Here is a 21,483-nt window from a genome sequence, read left to right as displayed (position 1 = left end):
CAGGCATGCGAACGTGGGGCGGCCCCAAGGCCGTTGAACCCCGCGCAAGTCTACCCGGATCCGGACACTGTTGATCTTTGCTCAGTTGCCACGGGCGGCGTCTGCCGGGCGCGTGTCGACGACGGCGAAGGCGTGCCCGGGCAGCTCGAGCAGGCCGTGACCGCGTTCGGCCGCGTCATCCGTCTGCCGCGATGCGAACGCGAGCAGCACCTCGCCGGCGACGGGCACCTCGCGCGACTCGGGCGCCAGGTTGACCGCGACGGCGAGGCCACCGCGATGCATCACGAGCCAGCGCCCTGCGGGGTCGAGCTCGACGCGCGTCCGCGTCATGCGCGGGTCGCAGAACTCCGGATGCTCGCGGCGCATCCCGGCAAGGTCGCGGTAGAGGGCCAGCAGCCGGGCGTGCTCGGGCTGCCGCAGCTCATCCCAGCGGAGCTTCGAGCGCTCGAAGGTCTGCGGATCCTGCGGGTCGGGCACGAGTGATTCGTCCCAGCCCATGCGGGCGAACTCGGCGATGCGCCCCTTGGCCGTCGCCTCGCCCAGCTCCGGCTCCGGGTGTGACGTGAAGAACTGCCACGGGGTCGAGGCGCCCCACTCCTCACCCATGAAGAGCATGGGAGTGAAGGGGCCGAGCAGGGTCAGCGCCGCCGCGATGCCGAGTTGGCCGGCATCGAGGTGCGCCGTGAGGCGATCACCCGTCGCGCGGTTGCCGATCTGGTCATGGTTCTGGTTCGCGACGACGAGACGCCAGCCGGGCATCCGTTCGACATCGACGGGACGGCCGTGCGTGCGTCCCCGGAAGGATGACCAGGTTCCGTCGTGGAAGAAGCCGCGTTCGAGCACCTTCGCGAGGGCCTCGAGAGGTTCGAAATCGGCGTAGTAGCCGCTCGTCTCCCGGGTCAGCGCGACGTGCACGGCATGGTGGAAGTCATCGCTCCACTGGCCGTCGAGCCCGAAGCCGCCCCCCTCGCGCGGCGTAATGAGCTTTGGGTCGTTGAGGTCGGATTCGGCGATGAGCGAGAGCGGGCGGCCCACCGCGGCACTCAGCGCGGCGACCTCGACCGCCATCTCCTCGAGCACGTGGACGGCACGGGAGTCGACGAGCGCGTGGACGGCATCGAGCCGCAGCCCGTCGACGCGGTAGTCGCCCAGCCACATGAGTGCGTTGTCGATGATGAAGCGGCGCACCTCGTCTGAGCCGTCGCCGTCGAGGTTGACCGACGAGCCCCACGTGTTGCCGCGCCCCTCACTCAGGTAGGGCCCAAACTCTGGCAGGTAGTTACCGCTTGGTCCGAGGTGGTTGTAGACGACATCCTGGATGACCCCGAGGCCTGCGCGGTGGCACGCGTCGACGAAGCGCTGGTAGGCGGCCGGCCCGCCGTAGCCCTCGTGCACCGCGAACCAGCCCACCCCGTCGTAACCCCAGTTGTGCGTGCCGTTGAATGCATTGACGGGCAGCAGCTCCACGAAATCGACGCCGATCGACACGAGGTGATCGAGCTTCTCGATCGCCGCGTCGAGGGTTCCCTCGGGCGTGAAGGTGCCGAGGTGGAGCTCGTAGATGACGGCGCCGGCGAGTTGGCGGCCCGTCCACGCGGCATCCGCCCACTCATGCTCGGCGGGGTCGAAACGGCGCGAGAGGCCGTGCACGCCGTCGGGCTGGCGCCGCGAGCGCGGATCGGGGAACGGCCCCCGCCCATCGATGCGGAAGCCATAATCCTGCGCGTCGACGGGAGATGACGGATGCCACCACCCGCGATCTCCGCGCCGCATCGCGACACTGCCGCCCGGGTGCACGAGCTCGACCGTCTCGGCCGCCGGTGCCCAGACCGTGTACGTCATGACTGCTCCTCCCCTGAGGCCGGTCGCAGGAGGGCGACCGGGTAGTCGGCGAGCAGCTCTGCGAGCTGGACGGTGCCGCCGTGCTTCGTGCCCGTGAGCTCGTCCACGAGCCCGCCGGGGAGTTCGATCGTCGTGTCGCGCCAACCACCCGCGGCCTCGAGGCCGAGGGGCAGCCGGGTGACGACCGTGATGGCACCGCCCCGATCGAATGCGACGACATGATCGGCTGCGGACCCCTCCGCCCGGAGGGCCGCGTAGCCGCGGAAGAACTCAGGCTGGTCGCGGCGGAGCCTGAGGGCCCGGGAGGTGAGCAGGAGCTTGGCGGCGCCGGTCTCATCGATGGGCGGGCGCCAGCCCTCGTCGAGCCGCGCGAGAAGCGTGCGACGCTCGTCGAAATCGACGGGACGCCGGTTGTCTGGGTCGACGAGCGAGGTCTCCCAGAGCTCACTGCCCTGGTAGACGTCGGGAACGCCCGGCATCGTCAGCTGAAGCAGCTTGGCCGACAGCGAGTTGATGCGACCGGGGCCGGTGAGGCGTTCGACGATGCCGTCCAGCACGCCGGCGATCTCCGCATCGTCGAACGCGGCGTCGACCAGCGCGTGCATGGCCGCTTCGAACTCCTCGTTCGGTGTCGTCCAGGTGGTCGAGGTGTTGGCCTCACGGCTGGCCTTCTCGGCGTAGGCGTGCAGCCGTTCGCGCGACGCCGGCCACGCGCCCACGATCGCCTGCCAGAGCAGGTTCTCGAAGGGCGGGTCGCCGATCGGCCGCAGCTCGCGCAGGCGCGAGAGCGCGGCATCCCACTCCCCCGGGATCTCCGCGATGACGTCGATGCGTGCGCGCACGTCTTCCCCGCGCTTGGTGTCATGCGTCGACAGGGTCGTCATGGACTGCGGATGCGACTCGAGCCGCCGCAACTGGCGCGCGTGGAACTCGTCGACCGAGACACTGAAGTGCCCGGGGTCGCCGCCGACCTCGGCGAGTGACGTGAGCCGGCTGTAGCGGTAGAAGGCCGTGTCTTCGACGCCCTTCGCCATGACCATGCCTGAGGTCTGCTGGAAGCGCACGGCGGCCGGATGCCCGGGGTCGCCGAGCACGGGAGCGAGCGAGTCGATCGCCTCCGCGAGGTCCGGGCGACGACGGCGGGCCTCCGCAAGCGCCACGTCGAGGTGCTCGCGCCCAGTCGGAAGGTAGGAGCGGTAGACGGGGAAACAGGTGAGGACCTCGGCGATCGCATCCGGATCGGAACCCGGGATGAGGCGCGAGAGGCGAAGCACCTCGGAGCGCAGGATGCCATCCGCGATGCCGCGCTTGCCCTCGTGCACCAGCTCGGCCCACTCGACGGCCCGGCCCTGGAGCCTCGCCTCGAGTGCGTCGAGCGGCGCCTGCCCGCGCGGGTCGACGAGTACGCGGTCGATGTCACCGAGCGCGTCGTAGCCTGTTGTGCCATCGACGGGCCACTCGGGCGGAAGCGGCTCGTCACCCTCGAGGATCTTCTCCACGAGCAGCCAAGCGTCCCCCGTCTCGCTCCGCAGCCGCTCGAAGTAGCCGAGCGGATCGGCGAGCCCGTCGGGGTGGTCGACACGGAGCCCGTCGGCGAGGCCGTCGCGCACCCAACGCAGGATCTCGCGGTGTGACTCCTCGAAGACCCACGGCACCTCGACCCGCACCCCCGCGAGCGTGTTGACCCCGAAGAAGCGGCGGTAGTTGAGCTCGCTGTCGGCGCGGGTCCAGTGCACGAGTTCATAGTGCTGGCGCGCGTGCACCTCGGCGGGGTCGTCGCCCTCCGTGCCGAGCGCGATCGGGTACGCCTGCTCGTGGTAACGAAGGAGCCCGCCCTCGAGCGTGAGCGCATCGACGCCGTCGTCGCCCAGCACGGGGAGACGGATGCGACCGCCCGCCGCATCCCAGTCGACGTCGAAGGCCTCGGCGTAGCGGGAGTCGCGCCCGTGTGCGAGCAGGTCCCACCACCAGGGGTTGGCGCGGGCGGTCGCCACGCCGACGTGATTGGGGACGATGTCGACGATCAGCCGCATGCCCCTGGCCGCGGCATCCGTCGCCAGGTCGGCGAGCGCATCGGGCCCACCGCGGCTCGGGTCAACCGTGCCGTGGTCGGTGACGTCGTAGCCGTGGTCGGAGCCCTCCTCCGCGACCAGCAGCGGCGAGAGGTAGAGCCAGTCGACGCCGAGCGCGTCAAAGTAGTCGAGGATGCCCCGCGTCGCCTCGAGGTCGAAGCTCGGCCGTACCTGGATGCGGTAGGTGGAGGCGGGTCGCGGCATCATCGGTCCGCCAAAGGCAGAGGGCTGGTCGCGTTGGCCGCGAGGGATGCCGCAACCGAGTGGTCTTCCACGACCTCGGGTTCTGACCAGGCACGCATGACGACGAGCGAACGGGCTGCGATCGTCTGCCGCGCGCCCGCGGGGCGCGCCACGGTGTCAACCTCCTCCCCCGCCGTGTCGACGACGATCTCCCATTTCGGCGAGTATTCATCCGGCGGCAGCACGACCTCGACGTCCTCCGGCGCGGCATTGAAATAGACGAGAAAGTTGACGTCGGTCACGGGCCGGCCACGCGCATCCCGCTCCCGGATGCCGAGGCCGTTGAGGAAGACGCCGACGCTGCGGTTGAGTTGCTCATCCCAGTCCTCGGGCTGCATGGGCTCACCCTCGGGGCCGAACCAGGCGATGTCGGGCACCGGCTCCCCCTCGCCGCGGCGCACCGGCCTGCCGTCGAAGAAGCGGCTGCGCCGGAAGACCGGATGATCGCGCCGCAGTCGCGAGATCGCAGCGGTGAACGCGACGAGGGGCTGGTCGGCCTCGTCCCAGTGCATCCAGGTGAGCTCGGAGTCCTGCGCGTAGCCGTTGTTGTTGCCCTGCTGCGTGCGACCCATCTCGTCGCCGTGCGCGATCATGGGCACCCCCTGCGAGAGCAACAGCGTTGCGAGGAAGTTGCGCTGCTGCCGCGCCCGCAGGCCGAGCACCTCCGGGTCATCCGTGGGCCCCTCGACCCCGCTGTTCCAGGAGCGGTTGTGCGATTCTCCGTCGTTGTTGTCTTCGCCGTTGGCCTCGTTGTGCTTCTCGTTGTAGGAGACGAGGTCGGCGAGGGTGAAGCCATCGTGAGCGGTCACGAAGTTGATGGATGCGACGGGGCGGCGACCCGAGTGCTCATAGAGGTCTGCAGAGCCGGTGATGCGGGAGGCGAACTCCCCCAACGTCGACACCTCCCCCCGCCAGAAGTCGCGCACCGTGTCGCGGTACTTGCCGTTCCACTCCGTCCACTGCGGCGGGAAGTTGCCGACCTGGTAGCCGCCGGGGCCGATGTCCCAGGGCTCGGCGATGAGTTTGACCTGCGAGACCACGGGGTCTTGCTGCACGAGTTCGAAGAACGATGAGAGCCGGTCGACGTCGTAGAACTCACGGGCGAGGGTCGCCGCGAGGTCGAAGCGGAATCCGTCGACATGCATCTCGGTCACCCAGTAGCGCAGCGAGTCCATGATGAGCTGCAGCGAAGCCGGCTGGCGCACATTGAGGCTGTTGCCGGTGCCCGTGTAGTCGGTGTAGTAGCGCTTGTCGTCTTCTTCGAGCCGGTAGTAGGTCTCGTTGTCGATGCCCTTGAAGCTCAGGGTGGGCCCCAGGTGGTTGCCCTCAGCCGTGTGGTTGTAGACGACGTCGAGGATGACCTCGATACCCGCCGCGTGCAGGTCTCGCACCATCGCCTTGAACTCCTGCACCTGCTGGCCGGAGTCGGAGGATGCGTACTCGCTGTGGGGCGCAAAGAAGCCAATCGTGTTGTAGCCCCAGTAGTTGGAGAGGCCCTTCTCCTGCAGCGTGCTGTCGTTGATGAACTGGTGCACGGGCATGAGTTCAAGCGCGGTGACGCCGAGGCGCTGCAGGTGCTCGATCACGGCCGGGTGGGCGACGCCGGCGTAGGTGCCGCGCATCTGCTCCGGGATCTCCGGATGCAGCTGGGTGAGACCCTTCACGTGGGCCTCGTAGATGACGGTCTCGCTGTAGGGGGTGCGGGGATGCCGGTCGCCCGTCCAGTCGAAGTAGGGGTTCGTGACGATGCTCAGCATCGCGTGCGGCGCCGAATCGTCATCGTTGCGGCTGTCGGGCTCCCCGAAGTTGTAGGCGAAGAGCGCCTGGTCCCAGTCGATCTCGCCGCACGTCGCCTTGGCATAGGGGTCGAGCAGGAGCTTGTTGGGGTTGCAGCGCTGGCCCTGCGCGGGGTCCCATGGCCCATGCACGCGGTATCCGTAGCGCTGCCCCGGCTGCACCTCCGGCAGGTAGCAGTGCCAGATGAAGGCATCCACCTCCCGCATCTTCACGCGGGTCTCGCCCCGCTGCTCGTCGAAGAGGCAGAGTTCGACAACATCGGCGACCTCGCTGAAGAGCGCGAAGTTGGTGCCACTGCCGTCGTACGTCGCTCCGAGGGGGTATGCCGATCCGGGCCAGGTTTCCATGCGCTCACGGTATGCGGAACCCGGCGCCATCCACAGGTGCGCCGTGCTAAATCTCACCGTCGATCTGCGCTCAGGCGAGCGTGCCGAGCAGGCCGAACCCCTGGCGGTCGACGGGTGCGGCGGTCGCAGAAAGGATGACCGCAGCGGTGCCCGCCTCACGATCGAGGCCCATCCACGTGCGGAAGCCGCCCGTGCCGCCGTTGTGCCACGTCATCCGGCGGCCCTTCACCTCAAGGGTGATCCAGGCGGCCCCGATGCGCATGTCGCGGCTCATCTTCGTGACGGGATCGAGGGCGGCGACTCCGGGTGCCGTGCCGTCGAGCAGCGCGGATGCGAAGCGGGCCATGTCGCCCACGGCCGAGCGGATGCCACCCGCCGGGGCGAGGTCCTCGCCCGTCCATGGTTCCATGGCGCGGCCGCGAGCACTGCGACCCGGGATGTCGACGGCGCTGAGTTCCTCGGCGGAAGTCGGCACGGTCCACGACGTGAGGCCGAGCGGAGTCGCGATGCGCTCCCGCACGAGCGCGGGGTAACTCGTGCCGGCGGCCGCTGCGAGCGCGTGCCCCAGCAGTTCGAAACCGAGGTTCGAGTAGCTCACGCGAGGCGACGGCGTGACCTTCGCCTCCCGCGCCACCGCTAGAAGCCCCTCGAGCGACTCGCCGTAGGGGTTGCTGCCGCGACGGTAAAGCTCCCAGCTCTTGCGCCACACGTGCGCCATCGCGAGTCGGGGCAGGCCGGAGGTGTGGGTGCTGAGGGCGGCGAGCGTCGCGCTCGCCGCGGGGCTCCCGCCGAGCGGGAGCAGGGTGCCAACCTCGGTCTCGGGAGCAACCTCGCCGCGCTTGACCGCGTCCACATAGAGCAGGCCCGTCACGCCCTTCGAGATCGAGCCGATCTCGTAACGCGAGTCCAGGCCCGTGCCGAGCGATGCAGCCCGGGTCTCGCCGCGCGCGACCGTTGCGGCCGCCGCGACGGGGTGCGCACGCCCGAGGCGCACACGCAGCAGCTCCGCGAGGGAGCTGTCGCCCGTGGCATCCGTCTCGCTCATGTCAGTAGATGAAGATCGGCAGGAAGGAGCGGTCGTGCGCGTGCACGAGCGCGAGGAACAGCACGAGGTCGAAGAGCAGGTGCACCGAGACGACGTAGGTGAAGGACTTCGTGAGGCGGAAGGTGTAGCCCTGCAGGAGTGCGAAGGGGAAGGTCAGGAGCGGACCCCACGCCTCGTACCCGATCTCCCACAGGAACGAGGAGAACATCACCGCCGTCAACACGTTGGCGATCCACACGGGGAAGTGCCGAAGCAGCAGGGTGAAACAGGTGCAGATGAAGAACAGCTCGTCCCAGATGCCGACGGCGTTGACCCCGACGAAGAGGCGCCAGAAGATCGAGGTGTCGCTCGAGGCATCCGGCCAGTTCTGGTAGACGTCGGTGCTGATGAGGTAGACGGGCAGGATCAGATACCCGAGCAGCACGACGCCGGGCAGGTAGAGCTTCGCCGCGAGCGACCACTTCTGCCCCGTGAACATTGGGAAGCGGATGATCCGCTCGCGATAGATGTAGCGGTCGATGACCCACGGCACGATCACGGCGAGCGCGAGGGCCGCGCCCATCGCCGCCATGTGCCCGAGGCTCAAGTCTGCGTTGAGCGGAACAGTGCTGATGATGAGCAGGCCCGCCGCGATGAGGGACAGGTGCTTGAGCAACTGCCTGTCGACCGCCATGGCGACGAGCAACCCCGCCGCGAGGGTCGCATAGCCGAAGGGCGTTTGGATGCCGAAGAGCAGCAGCGCTGACGCCGACACGAGGGCGGTTGGCAGCAGCTTGCGCGCATAGGCGGTGGGCGGGGCGGCGGTGGCGTCGCTCGGAGTCACTCCCCCAGCATGCCCTATCGCCGCCGAGCAAAGAACACGTTTGCGTTGTTCGAACATATGTTCGAAACTAAGGGCATGACGATGCTCGCCGACCCTCGGACCTCCGCTCCTGCGGAACGTTCGAGTGTGCAGGAGGAGTTGCAGGCGCGCATCCGTCAGATGCAGTCGACTCGCCTGCCGGAACGCACGCTTCCCATGCTCGACGGTCTTCGCGCCGTCTTGCCGAGCGGCCTTCGGGCTGGCGCCACCTACTCCGTCACGGGTTCGACGAGCCTCGCCCTCGCCCTACTCGCCGCCCCCTCGCAGCAGGGTGCCTGGTGCGGCGTGCTCGGCCTCCCCCACCTCGGCACGGAGGCTGCCGCTGGGCTCGGCATCGACCTCGACCGCCTCGTGCTCGTGCCGCAGCCGGGCGGGCAGTGGCTCACGGTCGCGGCCGCCATGGCCGACGTGCTCGGTGTCATCATCGCGGCACCCACCCGCGTGGCCCCCAGCGAGGCCTCACGGCTCGCCGCCCGGCTGCGCCAGCGGGAGAGCACCCTCATCATGCTCGGCCCCTGGCCGCAGGCCGACGCCGTGCTGCACGCCACCGAGAGCGGCTGGACGGGGCTCGGCCGCGGGCACGGGCACCTCACGGCGCAGCGCCTCCGGGTCGAGACCACCCCGCGCGGCGGGCGGGCACGGGCCCGCGTCATCACGCTCGACCCCACCGCACGCAACGCGGATGCGGATGCGACTGGCACGCAGGGCGCCTCCGTCCCCCGGCTGCGCCTCGCTCCCCACCTGGCGGGATGACGATGGAGACGATCGTGCGCGCCATGGTCATGTGGTTTCCCGACTGGCCCGTTGCGGCGGCGCGCAGTAGCGAGGGCCTTCCCCCGACAGCCCCTGTCGCAATCATCGACAAGGGAGTCGTCATCGCCTGCTCCGCGGAAGCGCGGGCGGAGGGCGTGAAGCGAGGGCTACGCGTACGAGAAGCGCAACTGCGCTGCCCCACCCTCACGGTGCACCCCCACGATCCCGATACCGACGCCCGCACCTTCGAGCCCGTCATCGCCGCAATCGAGGAGACCATCCCGGGGGTGCAGCTCATCCGCCCCGGGCTGTGCGCCGTCCGCGCGCGCGGGGCGGCCCGCTACTACGGCGGGGAGCAGCAGGCCGCCGACGCCGTGCTCGACCGCATGCTCCACGACGGCAGGCCACCCGCCGTCATCGGCATCGCCGACGGCAGGTACACGGCGGAACAGGCCGCACTCCATGCCTTCACGGGCGCCACCGCTGGCCCCGCCGTGCACATCGTTCCGCCCGGTGAGTCACCCGCCTTCCTCGCATCCCTCGCCATCGAGGCGGTCGACGCCCCCGAACTCGCCCCGCTCCTGCGGCGGCTCGGCGCCCGCACCCTCGGCGACTTCGCCGCCCTCAAGCCGGGCGACGTGCGCGCCCGCTTCGGCGAGGCGGGCGCGGCGGCCCACGAACGGGCGGCGGGACTCGACCGGCGGGCGGTGACCCCGCGCATCCCGCCCCGCGACTTCGACGCCGCAATCGACTTCGAGCCGCCGCTCGACCGCGTCGACCAGATCGCCTTCGCCCTGCGCACGGTCGCCGAACGCTTCGCGAGCGGCATCACGGATGCGGGACTCGTGTGCACGGGCATCCGCGTCACCGTCACGAGTGACCGGGGCGGCAGCTCCGAGCGGGAATGGAGCCACCCGCGCTACTTCACCCCCGCCGACCTGGTCGACCGCGTGCGCTGGCAGTTGCAGGGTTCGGGCGGAGTGGATGCGGGACTCGACTCCCCCATCGCGCGCGTCGTGCTCTCCCCCAGCCAGGTCGACGCGATCGCCAACCACGAGGAGGGGCTGTGGGGCCGCAATCCCGACGAGCGCATCCACCATGGGCTCTCCCGCATCCAGAGCATGCTCGGCCACGACGCCGTGCTCACGGCCGTGCCCGGTGGGGGCCGCCTGCTCGCGGAGCGGCGGGTGCTCGTGCCCTGGGGCGACGCCCCGCCGGCGCGCGAACGGCTCGCCGCCGACCGGCCCTGGCCCGGCAGCCTGCCCGACCCCGCGCCCGCGACCGTCTACGACCCGCCCCGCGACGCACGGGTGCTCGATGACGCCGACGCTCCCGTCGATGTCGACCGGCGCGGTCGCCTGAGTGCCGAGCCAGCCTGGCTCGACCTCCCCGACGAGCAACACCACCGGCAGCGCCGCATTGCCGCCTGGGCCGGCCCGTGGCCGCTGCGGCAGCGCTGGTGGGACCCCAGCAGGGCGCGGCGCATCGACCGGTTCCAGCTGCTCGATGACAGAGGAGAGGGCTGGCTGCTCCTGCTGGAGCAACAGCACTGGCGGGTCGAGGCCCGCTACGACTGACCGTCATGACCGTGCGCGAGGAGGTGAGACATGGGGTGGAACAACCCGCCCGTGACCTGGGCTGAGCTTGAGCGTGCCCTCTCGGGCGAGCCGATGCCAGCACGACCGCGGCGGGAGCGCGAGCATCCGCCCGCCCCTGCCGAGCCCGGTGCGGTCGTGCCTTATGCGGAGCTGCACGTGCACTCCCACTTCAGCTTCCTCGACGGCGCATCCTCACCCCAGGCGCTCGTCGATGAGGCCGTGCGACTCGGCCTGCACGCGATCGCGCTCACCGACCATGACGGCTTCTACGGCATCGTGCGCCTCGCGGAGGCCGCCGAGGGCACGGGGCTGGGGACGGTCTACGGCGCCGAGCTCTCCCTCGGCCTGCGAGCGCCACAGAACGGCCAGGCCGATCCGGAGGGCGAGCACCTCCTCGTGCTCGCCCGCAAGGAGGGGGGCTACCACCGGCTCGCGGGGGCCATCACGACAGCGCAGCTCGCGAACGAGGCGGAGAAGGGCCGCCCCGTCTACGACCTGGAGCAGCTTGCCGCGGCCGCGGACGGGCACTGGGTCGTGCTCACGGGATGCCGCAAGGGCGCCGTGCGGCGGGCCCTCGTCGACGAGGGCGAGGCGGCAGCGGCGCGCGAGGTCGAGCGGCTCGTCGGCCTCTTCGGCCACGACAATGTCGTCGTCGAGCTCTTCGACCAGGGAGGCCCCCTCGACTCCGAGCACAACGACGCCCTCGCGCGCATCGCCGCCCGCACGGGCCTCGCGACGATCGCGAGCAACGTTGTGCACTATGCGACACCCGATGAGCATCCGCTCGCCTCTGCCGTCTCGGCCGTGCGGGCCAGGCGCAGCCTCGACGAGATGGATGCCTGGTTGCCGGCCACCGACGGCGCGCACCTGCGCAGCGGCGCCGAGATGGCCGAGCGGTTCGCGCGCTACCCGGGGGCGGTCGCGCGCACGGTCGAGCTCGCGGACCAGCTCGCCTTCCCCCTCCGCGCGGCACGACCCAAGCTGCCGAAGCAGGACGTGCCCGAGGGCCACACCCCCATGTCGTGGCTGCGGGAACTCGTGCGGCTCGGCACGCTCGAGAAGTACCCGGATGCCGACGAGTCGGTGCACGCCCGCCTCGAGCAGGAGCTGCGCGTGATCGAGGCAAAGGACTTTCCCGGCTACTTCTTGATCGTCTACGACATCGTGCGCTTCGCGAAGAGCCAAGGCATCCTCTGCCAGGGCCGCGGCTCGGCCGCCAACTCGGCCGTCTGCTACGCGCTCGGCATCACGGCCGTCGACTCGATCTTCTACGGCCTGCCCTTCGAGCGCTTCCTCTCGAGCCTGCGCGAGGAGGAGCCCGACATCGATGTCGACTTCGACTCCGACCGGCGCGAGGAGGTCATCCAGTACGTCTACCGCAAGTACGGCAGGCGCAACGCTGCGCAGGTCGCCAACGTCATCAGCTACCGCCCCAAGAACGCCGTGCGCGACATGGCGAAGGCCCTCGGCTACAGCCAGGGCCAGCAGGATGCCTGGTCGAAGCAGGTCGAGCGCTGGCACGACATCGGGAGCGATCACGAGATTCCCGGCCCCGTCGTCGACCTGGCCGAGCGGATGCTCAAGGCTCCGCGCCATCTCGGCATCCATTCGGGCGGCATGGTGCTGACAGAGCGCCCCGTCGGCGAGGTGTGCCCCATCGAGCACGCCCGCATGGAAGACCGCACGGTGCTGCAGTGGGACAAGGACGACTGCGAGTGGATGGGCCTCGTCAAGTTCGACCTGCTGGGCCTCGGGATGCTCGCGGCCATGCAGTACTGCTTCGACCTCGTGGCCGACAACCTCGGCGAGCGCTGGACCGTCGAGACCATTCCCCGGGAGGAACAGGGCGTCTACGACATGCTCTGCCGGGCGGACGCCATCGGCGTCTTCCAGGTCGAGAGTCGCGCCCAGCTCGCGACGCTCCCCCGCCTCAAGCCGCGCTGCTTCTACGACCTCGTGATCGAGATCGCGCTCATCCGGCCCGGCCCCATCCAGGGCGGCGCGGTGCATCCGTACATCCGTCGCCGCACGGGCGAGGAGGATGTCACCTACCTGCACCCCATTGTCGAGCCGGTGCTCAAGCGCACGCTCGGGGTTCCCCTGTTCCAGGAGCAGCTCATGCAGATGGCGGTTGCGGTGGGCGGCTGCTCGGCGGAGGACGCCGACCTGCTGCGGCGGGCGATGGGCTCCAAGCGCGGCATCGAACGCATCGAGTCGCTCAAGGCGAAGCTCTATGAGGGCATGGCGGGCAACGGCATCACTGGCAAGGTCGCCGATGACGTCTATGCCCGCATCGAGGCCTTCGCGAACTTCGGCTTCGCGGAGTCGCACTCGCTCAGTTTCGGCGTGCTCGTCTATGCGAGTTCGTGGCTCAAGCTGCACTATCCGGGCGCCTTCCTCGCTGCCCTCCTGCGCGCGCAACCCATGGGCTTCTACTCGCCGCAGACCCTCGTGGCGGATGCGCGGCGGCACGGCGTGCAGGTGCTTCGACCCGACATCCTTCGTTCGGCCGCCGATGCGACCCTTGAGCCCGTGGGGCCGGATGCCGCGGCGACGGGTGATGACGCCTGCCGCAGCTTCACGCAGCCCCCCGTCGCCCCCTTCGACCGCTCACAGCCTGACCCGATCGACCACCGCAGGGACGGTGCCTTCGCGGTGCGCCTCGGACTCGCCGGGGTCACGAGCATCGGCGCGAGCCTCGCAACGCGCATCGTGGCGGAGCGCGAGGAGGGCGGGCCCTACCGCGACCTCGCCGACCTCTCCCGGCGGGTCGGGCTGAGCACGGAGCAGCTCGAGGCGCTCGCCTCGGCGGGCGCCTTCGACTCCCTCGGCATGTCCCGCCGTGAGGCACTGTGGGATGCGGGCGCGGCCGCGCAGGAACGTCCAGGCACGCTCGAGGGCACGTCCGTCTCGATCCAGCCACCCCTCCTGCCCATGCTCTCCCCCGCCGAGCAGGTCGCCTACGACCTGTGGGCGACGGGAGTGTCGACCGACGATCATCCGGTGCGCCACATCCGCCCCCACCTCGACCGGCGCGGGGCCTGGCCGATCTCGCGCCTCGAGACGGGCGAATCGGGCCGCCGCATCGAGATCGGCGGCGTCGTGACGCACCGGCAGCGACCGCAGACGGCGAGCGGCATGACCTTCCTCAATATCGAGGACGAGACGGGCATGCTCAACGTGCTCGCGAGCAAGGGGGTGTGGGCCAGGTACCGCCGGGTCGCGCGCGAGTCACCCGCGCTCATCGTGCGCGGCATCCTCGAGCGCTCCCCCGATGGGGTCGTGAACCTCGTCGCTGACCGTTTCGAGGCCCTGCGGATGCCCGTGCGCACGGAGTCGCGCAACTTCCGCTAAGCCCTCGGCTGTGCGATCGCTGGACGTCCCGGCCGCGGGGCGGGAATAGCATGCCGGGCACCCGACAAAGGAGGGGCAATGGCCGACAGCGACACCACCGCGACCGTCTCCGACGTGATCGTCGAGCGCCTGCTGGAATGGGGCGTCGACCGAATCTTCGGTTACAGCGGCGACGGCATCAATGGATTCTTTGCGGCGCTGCAGCGCTCCGAGCGCGGGCCCGAGTTCGTGCAGGCCCGTCACGAAGAGAACGCCGCGCTGATGGCGGTGGGCCACGCCAAGTACACGGGCGGTGTCGGCGTCGTCACCTCAACGCAGGGGCCGGGCGCCGTGCACCTGCTCAACGGGCTCTACGACGCCAAGCTCGACCACGTGCCCGTCATCGCGATCGTCGGGCAGCAGACGGCGAGCGTGCTCGGCTCCGGCTACATGCAGGAGATCAACCTCTCGACGCTCTTCGCCGATGTCGCATCCTTCGTGCAGGTCGTCGCCACCCCCGAGCAGATCCCCATGGTGGTCGACAGGGCGTTCCGAAGTGCGCTCAGCACGCGCTCGCCCGCCGTCGTCATCCTGCCGCATGACGTGCAGATCGCGGATGCCCCAGAACACGAGCACACGCACGGCGTCGTGCTCACCTCGGCCGGTTTCGAGACCGGGCGGATGCTGCCCTCCGCCGAGCAGCTCGAAGACGCCGCTCGCCTGCTCGCGAGCGGGTCCAAGGTCGCCCTCCTCGTCGGCCAGGGCGCCAAGGGTGCGAACGAGGAAGTGGTTGCGATCGCTGAGAAGCTCGGCGCGGGCATCACGACGAGCCTGCTCGGCAAGCCCCACGTCGACGAGTCACTACCGTTCTCGACGGGCGTCATGGGGCATCTCGGCACGACCGCGAGCGCCCACCTCATGGACAACTGCGACACGCTGCTGATCGTGGGGTCGAGCGACCCGTGGACGGAGTTCTATCCGAAGCCAGGCCAGGCGCGGGCCGTGCAGGTGGATCTCGACGCCGGTCGCATCGGCGACCGCTACCCCGTCGAGGTCGGGCTGGTCGGCGACGCGGCCGCGACGCTGCGGGCGCTCGTGAAGCTGCTGCCTGAGGCATCCGACACGTCCTGGCGCGAGGAGGTCGAAGGGCACGTGCGCGATTGGCACGAGATCAATGAGTTGCGGGCACACGTCGAGGTGCAGGGCGTCAACCCGGAGCTCGTCGTGCGCACCCTCAGTGAGCGGATACCGGACGACGCGCAGGTCGCGCTCGACATCGGCAGCGTCGTCTACTGGTACGCCCGGCAGCTTCGCCTGCCAGCAGGGGTTCCCGCGCACCTCTCGTCGACCCTCGCGAGCATGGGCTGCGGCATGCCCTACGGCATCGCGGGCAAGCTCGCCCACCCGGAGCGACCCATGATCGTGCTCGCGGGCGACGGCGGAACCCAGATGACGGGGGTCGCCGAGCTCATCACCCTCAGCAAGATGTGGATGCGCTGGAACGACCCGCGCTTCGTACTATGCGTGCTCAACAACCGCGACCTTGCGGAAGTGAGTTGGGAGCAGCGGGAGAACGAGAGGGCACCACGCTTCGCCGCGAGCCAGGCCCTGCCCGACTTCCGCTACTCCTCCTACGGCGAGCTCCTCGGGCTGAAGGGCATCCTCGTCGACAGTCCGGAGCAGTTGGGGCGGGCATGGGACGAGGCCCTGTCTGCTGACCGGCCCGTCGTGCTGGAGGTCATCACCGACCCATCGACCCCGCTCCTGCCCCCGTTCCCCGCCGGTGGGGAGAAGCTCGAGGGCATGCATGACGCGATCGCGCAGGAGGGCGAGTCGGGCGAACGGGCCAACGCGCTGCTCGACGAGTACGCGGAGCACGAGCGTACCGACCGGTGACGTCGCGTGTAGGCCTGAAGCGGAGGCTCTCGCGTGTCATCGCGCCGAGCATCCGCCCGGCTCGGCTCGTGCTGGCCTTCAAGACGGCGCTCGCTGCGGGGGTTGCCTGGCCCGTCGGGCACCTGCTGCCGGGAGTCGACGAGTATTCCTACTACGCGCCCCTCGGGGCGCTCATCGTCATGATGCCGACACTCATGAGTTCGCTGCGCTCGACCCTGCAGACGGCCCTCGGCCTGCTGATCGGCATCGGCCTCGCCTTCGCCGTCATCTTCTCGCCCCTGCCGGGCTCCCTCAGCGTCGCGATCGCCGTCGGCCTCGGGGTGCTCCTGGGCGGGCTGGGTGGCCTGGGCGCGGGGCGCGACTACGTGCCCATCGCGGCACTCTTCGTGCTCGTCCTCGGCGGCGCCAACGCAGACGACTTCTCCCTGGGCTACCTCGTGCAGATGGGGGTCGGGATGCTCGTGGGTGTCACCATCAACGCCGCGATCATGCCTCCCCTCTGGATCCAGGAGTCCTCCGCTTCGGTGTCAGGGCTGCGACAGCGCATCGCCGAGACGCTCGATGACCTGGCGCTGCGAGTCGTTGATGGATCGGAACTGCACGGCTCCCTCGACCAGGTGCGGGAGATCGACTCGGCCCTTCGCGAGGCGGAGTCGACCGCCGCGGATGCCGCCGAGAGTAGGCGGCTCAATCCCAGGGCCCGCCGCCACCACTACGACATCGATGAGGACTTCGATGACCTGCTCGCGCTCACCCGGCTGGCGAGCCAGCTGCGGCACGTCATCGAGGACGCACAGGCGCGGCGCGACTGCCTCGAGGGCGCGAGCGATCCGGCCTCCGCGACGGTCGAGCTGGTGCTGAGGCGTCTCGCCGACCTGCTGCGCGCGTGGGATGCCAGGCGGGGCGCTCAGGATGCCGTGCAGGAGGCACGAGACGCGATCGTGCGCCTCGCTGCGCTCGAACGGCAGCACCCCCTGAGCCTGGACGGACACGAAGAGCCGACGCTCAGCCCGGATGCCCGCCACATGGTTGCGATCGTCGAGCGACGCCTGCACCGCACCTGAATCACACACCCCACTGCCAGCGATCGCGGGTAGCGTCCGCGGCATCCGAAGCCATGACAGGAAGGATGACCATGGCAAACACGACGACGGCACCCGCCACGGATCAGGACCTCTCCACGATCGCCGCGCTCGTCTCGGCGTCGAAGATCGCGATGCTCACGACCATGACGGCGGAGGGCCGGCACGAGAGCCGCCCGCTCGCGGTGCAGGAGGAGGAGTTCGCGGGTGACCTCTGGTTCTTCACGCAGGACCCGAGCAACAAGGTCGAGGCGATCCGCACGCATCCGCAGGTCAACGCGAGCTTCCAGTCAAACAAGGGTTTCGTCTCGATCGCGGGGACAGCCGAGATCATCCACGATCGCCAGCTCATCGACGAGCTTTGGAACCCCATGGTCGAGGCATGGTTCCCCGAGGGCCGCGAAGACCCCAAGGTCGCTCTGATCCGCGTGCGGGCCGAGGCCGCCGAGTACTGGCACTCGGACGAGCCCGGCGTGGTCGCGGCCGTCAAGGGCGTCAAGGCCCTCATCACGGGCGGCCAGCCCGATATCGGCGAGAACCGCACCGTGGGACTGTGACGGCCGCACCGTGACCATGACAGAACGCACCGTGCTAGTGAGCGGGGCGTCAGGCTTCATCGGCTCAGAGCTGCGGCAGCAGCTCCGAGCCGATGGACACCCCGTCCTGCGGCTCGTACGCAGGCCCGCCGAAGAGCGGGACGAATACGAGTGGCACCCTGAGCACGGGGCGCTTCCCGTCGAGGCGATCGAACGCGCCGATGCCGTCGTGAACCTCTCCGGTGCATCCCTCTCGCGCCTCCCCTGGACCTACCGTTACAAGCGGCAGATCCTCCACTCCCGCCTGCAGGCGACCCGCACGCTCGCGACCGCGATCGCGCGGTCATCCTCGCGACCCGAGGTCTTCGTGAGCGGTTCCGCCGTTGGCTACTACGGCGATCGCCCCGGCGAAGTGCTCGCGGAAGGCGCCCAGCGGGGCGCGGGCTTCCTCCCCAAGGTCGTCGCCTCGTGGGAGGGCGCCACTGCGCCAGCGGATGCCGCGACCAGGGTGGTGCACGCGCGCACTGGCATCGTGCTCGGGAGCGGGGGTGCACTTGCGCCCCTGCAGCTGCTCACCCGGCTCGGGCTCGCGGGCCCCATCGGCACGGGCCGCCAGCACTGGCCCTGGATCAGCCTGCACGATGAGGCCGCGGCCATCCGTCACCTTCTCTTCGACTCGAAGCTCTCCGGGCCCGTGAACCTCGCGGGGCCCGCACCCGCGACGGCCGACGAGATCGGCAGGGCCGTCGCACGGGCGATGGGCCGACCGTACTGGCTCCGTGCTCCCCGCTGGGCGATCACGGCGGGGCTCGCCGACGCCGGCCGGGAACTGCTGCTCGCCGATCAGAACGTCGACGCGGGGAAGCTCCTTGGTGACGGCTTCGCCTTCCGTCACCAGAGCGCGCGAGAGGCGGTTACTGCGTCGCTGTCGACGTAGACGGGGCGGCCATCGCCTCGGCGATCGCCGACCCTGTGGCCTCACCCGAGGCGCGGCCCGTGACGATGTCGGCGATGTCGATGCCGACGAGGTCCTTGATGATCTGGGTCGATGTGGCGAGTTGCGCTGCGACGTTCTGGCCGAGCTGGGTGCCCCCGTCGCCGGAGATGACCGTGAAGTTCGAGATGGCAGCGTAGGGCTCGGAGGCGGCGCGCACGATCTCTGGGAGCTTCTCGATGAGCTGCTGGCGCAGGAGTTCGGTTGCTCGCTCCTCGAGCGCCTCGGCACGGGCCCTCGCAGCCTCGGCCTCAGCGGAGCCGCGGGCCCGAATCGCATCGGCTTCGGCCTCACCCTCGGCACGCAGCGCCTCGGCGGCCGCGATGCGGCGGCTCTTCTCGGCGGCGGCGGATGCCTCGGCCTGCTTTTCCACCGAGTACGCCTCGGCGTCGGCGACTGCGCGGATCTCGGCATCGAGTTCCTGCTTGCGCAGGCCGACGCGCTTCTGGGCCGTGACCTCCTGCTGGGAGATGACCTCCTGCTGCGCGATCGCTTCGGCGAGCGGGCGCGAGGCGTCGGCCTCGGCTCGGGCCTTGTCGGTCTCCTTCTGGATCTCGGCATTGCGCAGGTCGAGCTTGCGCTGCTGCTCGGCGACGGCCTGTTCCGCTCCGATGCGGGCCTCCTCGGAGGCCTGTTTCGAAACCGACTCCGCGATCTCGGCCACCTGCTTGACGCGGGCGGCCTCCGCACGACCGAGGTCGCGGATGTAGCCGTTGTCGTCGTCGATCTCCTTGATCTGGAGGGTATCGATCTGGAGCCCCTGCACGTCGAGTGACTCGCGGACGGCCTCGAGCACCTGCCCCTGCAGTGCGGAACGGTTCGTGATGATCTCGGTCACCGTGAGCTGCCCGACGATCGATCGTACGGAACCGCTCAGCACCTCCTCGGTGGAGGCCTCGATCTCCTCCTGCTGGTTGAGGAAGCGCTGCGCCGCGGCACGCACCATCTCCTCCGTGCCGCCGACCTTGACGACGGCGACGGCATTGACGCGGATCGTGATGGCGTCGCGCGTCTGCGCCGTCGCCTGCACGTTGAGCTGCCGGCTGCGGAGGCTGAGCTTGAAGTGCGCCTCGACGATCGGTTTGACGAAGACGCGGGACCCGAAGACGACCTTCTGTCCGGCGTTCTCGATCTCGCCGCTCTCCGCTCGCGCACCCGCCTTCTGCCGGGAGGTGACGATGATCGCCTCGTCGGGCTTTGCGATCTTGATGCCGCGCAGGGTCAGAAAGAGGAACACCAGCAGGACTACGCCGGCGACGGCGAGGAGCGCCGTACCGAGGAGCGCGTCGAAGAAGAACATGCAGAGCCTTTCGGGTGGTCGTGGAAGCTGTCACACGAGCGCACGAAGATCGCCGACATCCGCTCAGCTTCGAGTATGTCGGAGAGTCGCCCGCTGTGGCCAGAGCCAGCTCGCTGCGCCCTCGCGGCGAGATTGCGGATGCTCGGGAATATCGAGACCCCTCGCGGCGTTTGCTCGGTGTCGGCGTCACCCTCGGGTAGTCTCGATCCCCTGTCATTCGCGCCGTCTGTTCCGCGCGCAGTGCCCATCACTCTTCTGAAGGAAGCCACTTCTTGACCCTGCAGGACTCCTCTCCCAGCACCGCCTCCGTGCCCGCACAGCCGACGACCCCGGCAGTCAAGCCGGGTCTCGTCATTGCGCTCCTCGTGGTGTCCGCCTTCGTCGTCATCCTCAACGAGACCGTCATGGGCGTCGCGCTGACGCCCATCATGAAGGACCTCGATATCACCGCGGCAACAGGCCAGTGGCTCACGACCGGCTTCCTCCTCACGATGGCCGTCGTCATCCCGCTGACCGGCTTCCTGCTGGAGCGCTTTCCGCTGCGGGGGGTCTTCCTCGCTGCGATGTCACTCTTCTCGCTCGGCACCCTCATCGGCGCGCTCGCGCCGGGCTTCGAGGTGCTGCTCGCGGGTCGTGTCGTGCAGGCGAGCGGCACCGCGATCATGATGCCGCTCCTCTTCACGACGGTGCTCAACGTCGTGCCGGCCTCGCACCGCGGCCGAATGATGGGCGTCATCTCGATCGTCATCGCCGTTGCTCCGGCGCTCGGCCCGACGGTGTCCGGGCTCATCCTCAATGTCGCCACCTGGCACATGCTGTTCTGGTCAATGCTCCCCATCGCCCTGCTTGCACTCGTGCTGGGCGCTGTCTGGGTGCGCAACGTCACGAACACGCGTCCGGATGCTCGCTTCGACGTGCTCTCGGTGGTGCTCTCCGGCCTCGGCTTCGGTGGCCTGATCTACGGCCTCAGCAGCATCGGCGAAGCCGCCTCCGGCCACACGCCCGTGCCGATCTGGATTCCCCTCATCGGTGGTGCGGCATCGCTCATCCTCTTCGTGCTGCGCCAGCTGCAGCTGCAGAAGGTCGACAGCGCCCTCCTCGACCTGCGCACCTTCCAGAGCAAGACCTTCAGCCTCGCGATCGTGCTCGTCGTGATCGTCATGGCAAGCCTGTTCGGCTCGCTCATCCTGCTGCCCATCTACCTGCAGCAGGTGCTCGGCCTCGACGTGCTGGGCGTCGGCCTCATGCTGCTGCCCGGCGGCGTGCTGATGGGCGCGATCGCCCCCGTCGTCGGCAACCTCTTCGACCGCTTCGGGCCGACTCCGCTGGTCATCCCGGGCATGATCGTGTCGGCCGCGGCCCTGTGGGGCATGGCGACCTTCGACCCCGGCACCTCCATCGCCTGGATCATCGCCGTCCATCTCGCCCTCAACCTCGGACTGGGCTTCGTCTTCACCCCGCTCCTTACCTCCGCGCTCGGCTCGCTGCCGCCGCACCTGTACCCGCACGGCAGCGCGATCGTCGGCACCGTGCAGCAGGTCGCGGGCGCTGCAGGCACGGCGCTCTTCGTGACGCTCATGTCGGTGACCGCGGCTGCGGCGCTCGGCTCCGGCACCAGCGAGAGGCTCGCAACCGGGGAGGGCATCCACGCGGCGTTCCTGGTCGGAGCTGCCGTCGCATCCGCCGCTGTGATCCTGGCGCTCTTCGTGCGCAAGCCCGCAGACATGGTCCACGGCGAAGGCGTCGCACCCACCCACTAGATGACCGCGCGTGACGTTTCTTG

14 protein-coding genes are annotated in these 21,483 nt (G+C 69.6%); 8 read left to right on the top strand and 6 right to left on the bottom strand.

Translation table 11 applies throughout. From position 1 onward, the window contains the following. Window positions 1-81 precede the first annotated feature (81 nt). The 5 genes from treZ to FVA74_RS05495 all read right to left on the bottom strand — a co-directional run bounded on the left by treZ (window position 82) and on the right by FVA74_RS05495 (window position 8,169). Window positions 82-1,842: a malto-oligosyltrehalose trehalohydrolase gene (gene treZ, locus FVA74_RS05515; protein WP_147721048.1), complete on the bottom strand. Its 1,761-nt coding sequence runs from the start codon at window positions 1,840-1,842 to the stop codon at window positions 82-84. Then, a complete protein-coding gene (treY, locus tag FVA74_RS05510; RefSeq protein ID WP_147723082.1) occupies window positions 1,839-4,118 on the bottom strand; it encodes a malto-oligosyltrehalose synthase in 2,280 nt (759 codons plus the stop codon). Before treY ends, treZ begins: the two co-directional genes overlap by 4 nt. After that, on the bottom strand, window positions 4,118-6,301 hold the full coding sequence (glgX, locus tag FVA74_RS05505; protein ID WP_147721046.1) for a glycogen debranching protein GlgX: 2,184 nt from the start codon (window positions 6,299-6,301) through the stop codon (window positions 4,118-4,120). Before glgX ends, treY begins: the two co-directional genes overlap by 1 nt. 70 nt (window positions 6,302-6,371) lie before the next feature. Then, window positions 6,372-7,346: a serine hydrolase gene (locus FVA74_RS05500; RefSeq protein WP_147721044.1), complete on the bottom strand. Its 975-nt coding sequence runs from the start codon at window positions 7,344-7,346 to the stop codon at window positions 6,372-6,374. Between the two features lies 1 nt (window position 7,347). Then, window positions 7,348-8,169, bottom strand: a complete 822-nt coding sequence (locus tag FVA74_RS05495; RefSeq protein WP_240792322.1) for a type II CAAX prenyl endopeptidase Rce1 family protein — start codon at window positions 8,167-8,169, stop codon at window positions 7,348-7,350. Window positions 8,170-8,244: 75 nt separating this feature from the next. On the opposite strand from FVA74_RS05495, the gene FVA74_RS05490 reads away from it, so the two are divergent. The 7 genes from FVA74_RS05490 (at window position 8,245) to FVA74_RS05460 (ending at window position 18,343) form a co-directional block, all read left to right on the top strand. Then, the gene (locus FVA74_RS05490) at window positions 8,245-8,961 is read left to right on the top strand and encodes a hypothetical protein (RefSeq protein ID WP_147721042.1); all 717 of its coding nucleotides are present in this window, start codon (window positions 8,245-8,247) and stop codon (window positions 8,959-8,961) included. Next, window positions 8,958-10,538 carry a DNA polymerase Y family protein gene (locus FVA74_RS05485; protein WP_240792321.1) on the top strand — a complete coding sequence of 527 codons (1,581 nt, stop codon included), beginning with the start codon at window positions 8,958-8,960 and terminating at the stop codon, window positions 10,536-10,538. Before FVA74_RS05490 ends, FVA74_RS05485 begins: the two co-directional genes overlap by 4 nt. A 30-nt stretch (window positions 10,539-10,568) precedes the next feature. After that, complete coding sequence (locus tag FVA74_RS05480; protein ID WP_147721041.1) at window positions 10,569-13,913, top strand: error-prone DNA polymerase; 3,345 nt, start codon at window positions 10,569-10,571, stop codon at window positions 13,911-13,913. A 78-nt stretch (window positions 13,914-13,991) separates the two neighbouring features. Continuing rightward, a complete protein-coding gene (locus FVA74_RS05475) occupies window positions 13,992-15,788 on the top strand; it encodes a thiamine pyrophosphate-requiring protein (protein ID WP_147721040.1) in 1,797 nt (598 codons plus the stop codon). Then, a complete protein-coding gene (locus tag FVA74_RS05470; protein ID WP_147721038.1) occupies window positions 15,785-16,852 on the top strand; it encodes an aromatic acid exporter family protein in 1,068 nt (355 codons plus the stop codon). Before FVA74_RS05475 ends, FVA74_RS05470 begins: the two co-directional genes overlap by 4 nt. 71 nt (window positions 16,853-16,923) lie before the next feature. Next, on the top strand, window positions 16,924-17,427 hold the full coding sequence (locus FVA74_RS05465) for a pyridoxamine 5'-phosphate oxidase family protein (RefSeq protein ID WP_147721036.1): 504 nt from the start codon (window positions 16,924-16,926) through the stop codon (window positions 17,425-17,427). A gap of 16 nt (window positions 17,428-17,443) precedes the next feature. Then, window positions 17,444-18,343, top strand: coding sequence for a TIGR01777 family oxidoreductase (locus FVA74_RS05460; RefSeq protein ID WP_147723079.1), 900 nt, complete (start codon window positions 17,444-17,446; stop codon window positions 18,341-18,343). Here the strand turns inward: FVA74_RS05460 and FVA74_RS05455 are convergent. After that, window positions 18,321-19,700, bottom strand: a complete 1,380-nt coding sequence (locus FVA74_RS05455; protein ID WP_147721034.1) for a flotillin family protein — start codon at window positions 19,698-19,700, stop codon at window positions 18,321-18,323. The two genes, FVA74_RS05460 and FVA74_RS05455, sit on opposite strands and share 23 nt — an antisense overlap. Window positions 19,701-19,972: 272 nt before the next feature. Between FVA74_RS05455 and FVA74_RS05450 the strand changes: the two genes are divergently transcribed. Continuing rightward, window positions 19,973-21,460, top strand: a complete 1,488-nt coding sequence (locus tag FVA74_RS05450; RefSeq protein ID WP_370454524.1) for an MDR family MFS transporter — start codon at window positions 19,973-19,975, stop codon at window positions 21,458-21,460. Window positions 21,461-21,483 lie beyond the last annotated feature (23 nt).

The organism is Salinibacterium sp. dk2585, from assembly GCF_008001035.1.
In the GTDB taxonomy this organism is placed as follows: Bacteria; Actinomycetota; Actinomycetes; order Actinomycetales; family Microbacteriaceae; genus Homoserinimonas.
This window is presented reverse-complemented; position numbering and strand designations above follow the sequence as displayed.

What these genes read in the sequence shown, in the direction of transcription:
- treZ (WP_147721048.1), bottom strand. Translation starts at nt 1,842, where the DNA reads ATGACGTACACGGTCTGGGCACCGGCGGCCGAGACGGTCGAGCTCGTG.
- treY (WP_147723082.1), bottom strand. Translation starts at nt 4,118, where the DNA reads ATGCCGCGACCCGCCTCCACCTACCGCATCCAGGTACGGCCGAGCTTC.
- glgX (WP_147721046.1), bottom strand. Translation starts at nt 6,301, where the DNA reads ATGGAAACCTGGCCCGGATCGGCATACCCCCTCGGAGCGACGTACGAC.
- FVA74_RS05500 (WP_147721044.1), bottom strand. Translation starts at nt 7,346, where the DNA reads ATGAGCGAGACGGATGCCACGGGCGACAGCTCCCTCGCGGAGCTGCTG.
- FVA74_RS05490 (WP_147721042.1), top strand. Translation starts at nt 8,245, where the DNA reads ATGACGATGCTCGCCGACCCTCGGACCTCCGCTCCTGCGGAACGTTCG.
- FVA74_RS05485 (WP_240792321.1), top strand. Translation starts at nt 8,958, where the DNA reads ATGACGATGGAGACGATCGTGCGCGCCATGGTCATGTGGTTTCCCGAC.
- FVA74_RS05480 (WP_147721041.1), top strand. Translation starts at nt 10,569, where the DNA reads ATGGGGTGGAACAACCCGCCCGTGACCTGGGCTGAGCTTGAGCGTGCC.
- FVA74_RS05475 (WP_147721040.1), top strand. Translation starts at nt 13,992, where the DNA reads ATGGCCGACAGCGACACCACCGCGACCGTCTCCGACGTGATCGTCGAG.
- FVA74_RS05465 (WP_147721036.1), top strand. Translation starts at nt 16,924, where the DNA reads ATGGCAAACACGACGACGGCACCCGCCACGGATCAGGACCTCTCCACG.
- FVA74_RS05460 (WP_147723079.1), top strand. Translation starts at nt 17,444, where the DNA reads ATGACAGAACGCACCGTGCTAGTGAGCGGGGCGTCAGGCTTCATCGGC.
- FVA74_RS05455 (WP_147721034.1), bottom strand. Translation starts at nt 19,700, where the DNA reads ATGTTCTTCTTCGACGCGCTCCTCGGTACGGCGCTCCTCGCCGTCGCC.